At 60.6% G+C, this 3763-nt stretch carries 1 protein-coding gene and 1 pseudogene; both read right to left on the minus strand.

Going from position 1 to position 3763, the window contains the following annotated elements; translation table 11 throughout:
* Window positions 1–96 precede the first annotated feature (96 nt).
* Complete coding sequence (locus GR702_RS21840) at window positions 97–576, minus strand: response regulator transcription factor (RefSeq protein WP_160987613.1); 480 nt, start codon at window positions 574–576, stop codon at window positions 97–99.
* 413 nt (window positions 577–989) lie between these two features.
* Window positions 990–3635, minus strand: a pseudogene (locus GR702_RS21845) (Tn3 family transposase); the annotation flags it as partial.
* Between the last annotated feature and the right edge of the window lie 128 nt (window positions 3636–3763).

Raw genomic sequence — 3763 nt, forward strand, 5'->3', positions numbered from 1 at the left:
CTGACCACGACACGATCAGATCCGCCTGCACATCACCATCACGTCGCATCGCCATCGTCGCTGACCGCCTTCTTTCCGTATCCAGGCTGAATCAGATCACACCGACTTCGTCAACGCGCTGCTAAGAACGGCCCGTTCGCGCTGCGTCAGTCTCGCGGCTTTCGACAGCGCGTCGGCCTGTTCTGCGGCACGCCCGGTTATATTCTCCAGCGAGCTGAAGGCGCGGTCGATCGCGCCAAGCAATGCGGCCTTTTCGACCGGTTTGGCGAGAAAGTCGGCAGCGCCCGCCTGCATTGCCTGCACGGCGAGCGTGGGATCGCCATTGCCGGTGAGCATGACGACAGGCATATCAATCCCGCGTCGCGTCAGCTCCACCTGGACCTGAAGGCCGTTCATGTCCGGCATGTGCATGTCGAGGATCACGCAGCCTTTCTTCGCGTCACCCGCGGCCGACAGAAACTCCGGCCCCGAAGCGTAGGCCTCGACGGCGAAGCCGGCGGTACGCAACGTGAATCGCAGTGCCTTTCGGATTGTCTCTTCGTCATCGACGATGTGAACGACGCGCTTGTTCCCCATACTCCTCGGATCGATCTGGAGTGCCGCGCCGCAAAGGCACCGCTATTGGGGAGGCCTCTTACGGGCAGGACCATGGTCCAAGGTCAAGGCCGAAATATTGCCGCAGCAGTTCCAACGGCGCAGGTGCTCGACATCGCCCCGATACGGCGGCTCTTACCACTGGAGTTCGGGCACCTCCGTCTGGTCTCCTGGAAGGGGGGCGCCCCAAAACGCGGCGGCCGAAAACGTACACGCCCTCAACGGGGCTGAACGCGCTACCTGCAAAAAGGGGCGTGAGGCCCAAAAGTGCGTCTGTCGGGCTCGACTTCAGAGCCGCAAAGCTCGGGCACCTGCTGGGGACATACGAGCCGTTCTAGGCCTCACCTCAAGATTTGTTCGCCAGACAACGCTAAGCTGGAAATACTGAGAACATCCTAGGCGACGAGCCGAAGTCTGCCGTTCGGGTCGTGGAGTGCTCGGTACCCGCGGTTGCCGCTGAAAGATGCATCTTCCCAAAGGTAGTCACCTGTGAGGCCGATATGCGACCAACCCAGAGGTGAGACGTGCGCTAGCAGTGTTTCGTCGATCTCAATTCCCGAGTACCGCAGGTGATCGGCGGCCCGGCCGAGATAGAGGGCATTCCAGTATGCAATGGCGGCGATGAGCAAGTTGAGCCCAGATGCGCGGTATTGCTGGTTCTCAAGAGTTCGATCGGTGAACCGGCCCTGGCGGTTGGTGTAGACGGCGTCTGCCAGAGCGTGCCGGGCCTCTCCCTTGTTCAATCCGGCTTGGCAGGCGCGGCGCAAATCAGGCTGTTCCAGCCAGTCGAGCGTGAACAACGTCCGCTCGATGCGGCCAAGTTCGCGAAGGGCAAGGTCAAGCTTGTTCTGCCGGCGATAGGCGGAAAGCTTGCGCAGGATGATAGACGGAGCAACAGTTCCTTCCCGAATTGAGGCGGCCATTCGGACGAGATCATCCCACTCTGCCTCAATGGTGCCGACCTTGATCGCCTGGCCGAACAGACATTCGATGCCTTTGTAGTTTGCACCGGATACGATGGTTCCGAGCCGCCGGTCTGCAAGATCACGCATTCGAGGGACGAAACGGAACCCGAGCAGGTGGCACAGGCCAAAGACGTGATCCGACGCACCGCCGGTATCGGTATACAGCTCCTTCAGTGGCAATTCGCGGGCCCCTAGCATCAGGCCGTCGAGCACGTATGGGGCTTCGTTTGCGGTGGCAGACATGATGCGCGAACTGAACGAGGCAAAATGGTCGGAAAGGTGCGAGTAAATTTTGATACCTGGCTCGTGACCGTATTTTGCGTTGATCTCGGCTGCGCCCGATCGGATCCGGCCGGTGCGGAAGAACTGGCCGTCGGATGATGCACTGACACCTTCGCCCCAGTTTCGCGCGAACGGGAGGCGGTGATGTTCGCGCACAATCTGGGCCAGAGCAGCCTCGTAGTTATCGGGCGAGATATACCAGTTCTGGGTCCAGGCGAGCTGCGCATATGTGACGCCCTGGCTGGCGTTGGCCATGCGTTCGACGCCGAGATTCGTACCATCCGCCAGAATGGCGGCGAGCACGGCAGCGGGCTTATCGTGCTCCTTGCCCGAGCGGACATCCCGAAATGCAGAGAGAAATCCGGTACGTTCAGCGACTTCGAGCAGGAGTTCGGTAATTCGGACGCGCGGGAGTAGGGCATCGAGTTTGCGGTCAAGAGCTTCCGCTTCTGGTGGAGTCGCCGCTTGCAGCGGAACGACTTTCAGCTTTTCGCGAACGAGCGTCACGCCAGGCAAGCGGCCGGTCCGCAGCTGATGCGCGAAGTGACGCAATCGCCGATCAAGTTCGGCGCTCTTATGAGCCAGATATTCTCCGGAATTCACGTTGATCGGCAGTTCGGAGATTGCCGATTGTGCGGCCTTGCGGGGGAGCAGATAGGCGTCGAAACGCTGGTAAGCCCGCGTTCCTTCGACCCAGACATCGCCCGCTCGCAGTTTATCTCGAAGTGTCGCCAGCACGGCCGTCTCGTAGCGCGGACGGCTGACCTTTCCTCCCTCCATTATCAATTTGGACCAATGCCGATTGGAAAAGGGCATCGGCGGGTTTGCTGGCAACTGCGTACCCCAACTGCCGTTGGCCTGCTTGAGGAGATCGAGAGCGGAGAGCAGGTTGGTCCCGCTGCCCGAGGCCTTGAACGTGAATGTGTCGAGGAAGTTGCGGGAGAACCGGCGCAGTGTAGCGTATCGCTCGGTTGCAAGAACCAGAGTGTCCTCCTGAGCGAGATCCGCCAAGGCATCGACGTGCGGACGGGCTGCCATCAGGCGATGCCAGCCCACCATCTCATCGACCAGGACCAGCGGATCGCCGCCAGTTTCCTCTGCCATATCCAGCGCCGCGATCGTTGCACCAAACAGTCGCATGAGCTTGCCGACCGAAGGTGCTGTGTCCTGATAGCGGCGTTCCTGGCCACGCTTGGCTCGGGTGAACAGCCCGCCAATGAGGCGCTCGAACATCAGGATTGCGGCATCTGCAAGCTTGACCTCGAGATTGACGACCGCGGCTGCCAGCGTCGCTCTGCGGCGATTGTGGGAATAGTCGGCCAACAGAAACGGCGGAGCGACGCTGCCCTCGCGCACGAATTGGCCAAAGCGGAAGCCCGTGGTTGCTAGGCTGATTGCCGGTTCAATCCCGAGATCACGTATGAACCGCAGCCGCTTGAGAAGCGCATTCATGTTCTTGGTTGACGGAGATCCGGGCATATCCCGCAACCAAGCCAGCGGCGTCATACCAAGGGCTGGGTCATTGATCAGGAGTGCGTCGAGCAACTCCAATGTACTGCCGCCCAGTTCGGCGACGATTTCCGATGCTGCGCGCTTACGAGCGCGTGCTCTCCCGGCAAGCCCGGCCCGCTCGAGGGTGTCGGGCGGGGGCAGAATAAAGCGCTCCGCCTTCAGGTTATCCATCAAGGATCTGGCAATTGTTTCTCCGCGGTCACTGCGCATGGCTGCACGGGCTGCAAGTTCAATAGCGTGGGCAACATCCGCGCGTGTGAACGGCCTAAGACCGAGGTAATCAGTAAGCGGTAAAAATCCCCCACGTGGCCTTGAGAACGGGGCTGTAATTTGGACGATCAGGCGGCGCTTGCGATGCTGCTCAGTTCGAACGAGGTTTGCGCGGCGTTGGCATCGGTCCAGCAATAGGG

Origin of the sequence: Novosphingobium silvae, assembly GCF_009856825.1 — a bacterium.
Classification (GTDB): domain Bacteria; phylum Pseudomonadota; class Alphaproteobacteria; order Sphingomonadales; family Sphingomonadaceae; genus Novosphingobium; species Novosphingobium silvae.